At 67.2% G+C, this 232-nt stretch carries 1 protein-coding gene; it reads left to right on the top strand.

All coding sequences use genetic code 11. The features are described 5' to 3' along the window. Window positions 1–72: 72 nt before the first annotated feature. On the top strand, window positions 73–232 hold a 160-nt coding region (locus B8W69_RS32140), incomplete at its 3' end, for a class I SAM-dependent methyltransferase (RefSeq protein WP_181447520.1).

The raw sequence follows: 232 nt of genomic DNA, 5'->3' as shown, positions 1-232 counted from the left end.
GATTGAAGCGAAGGGGCGTACTGGCCGTCACGCAACGGGTAGAATCCGCCCCTTTTTCAACGCCGAACCGCCATGAATCGCGAAGCCCTCGATACCCTCCTCCAGCACCTGCTCGCCGCGCTGTCCCCGGCGCCGGCGGAGACCCGCCGTCTGTTCCATGGTCGCGGCCGCTGCTGGCCGGGCCTGGAACAATTGACCGCGGACTGGCTGCAGGGCGTCCTGCTGGTGACTC

Source organism: Mycolicibacterium vulneris (assembly GCF_002104765.1).
GTDB classification, from domain to species: Bacteria; Actinomycetota; Actinomycetes; order Mycobacteriales; family Mycobacteriaceae; genus Mycobacterium; species Mycobacterium vulneris.
This window is presented reverse-complemented; position numbering and strand designations above follow the sequence as displayed.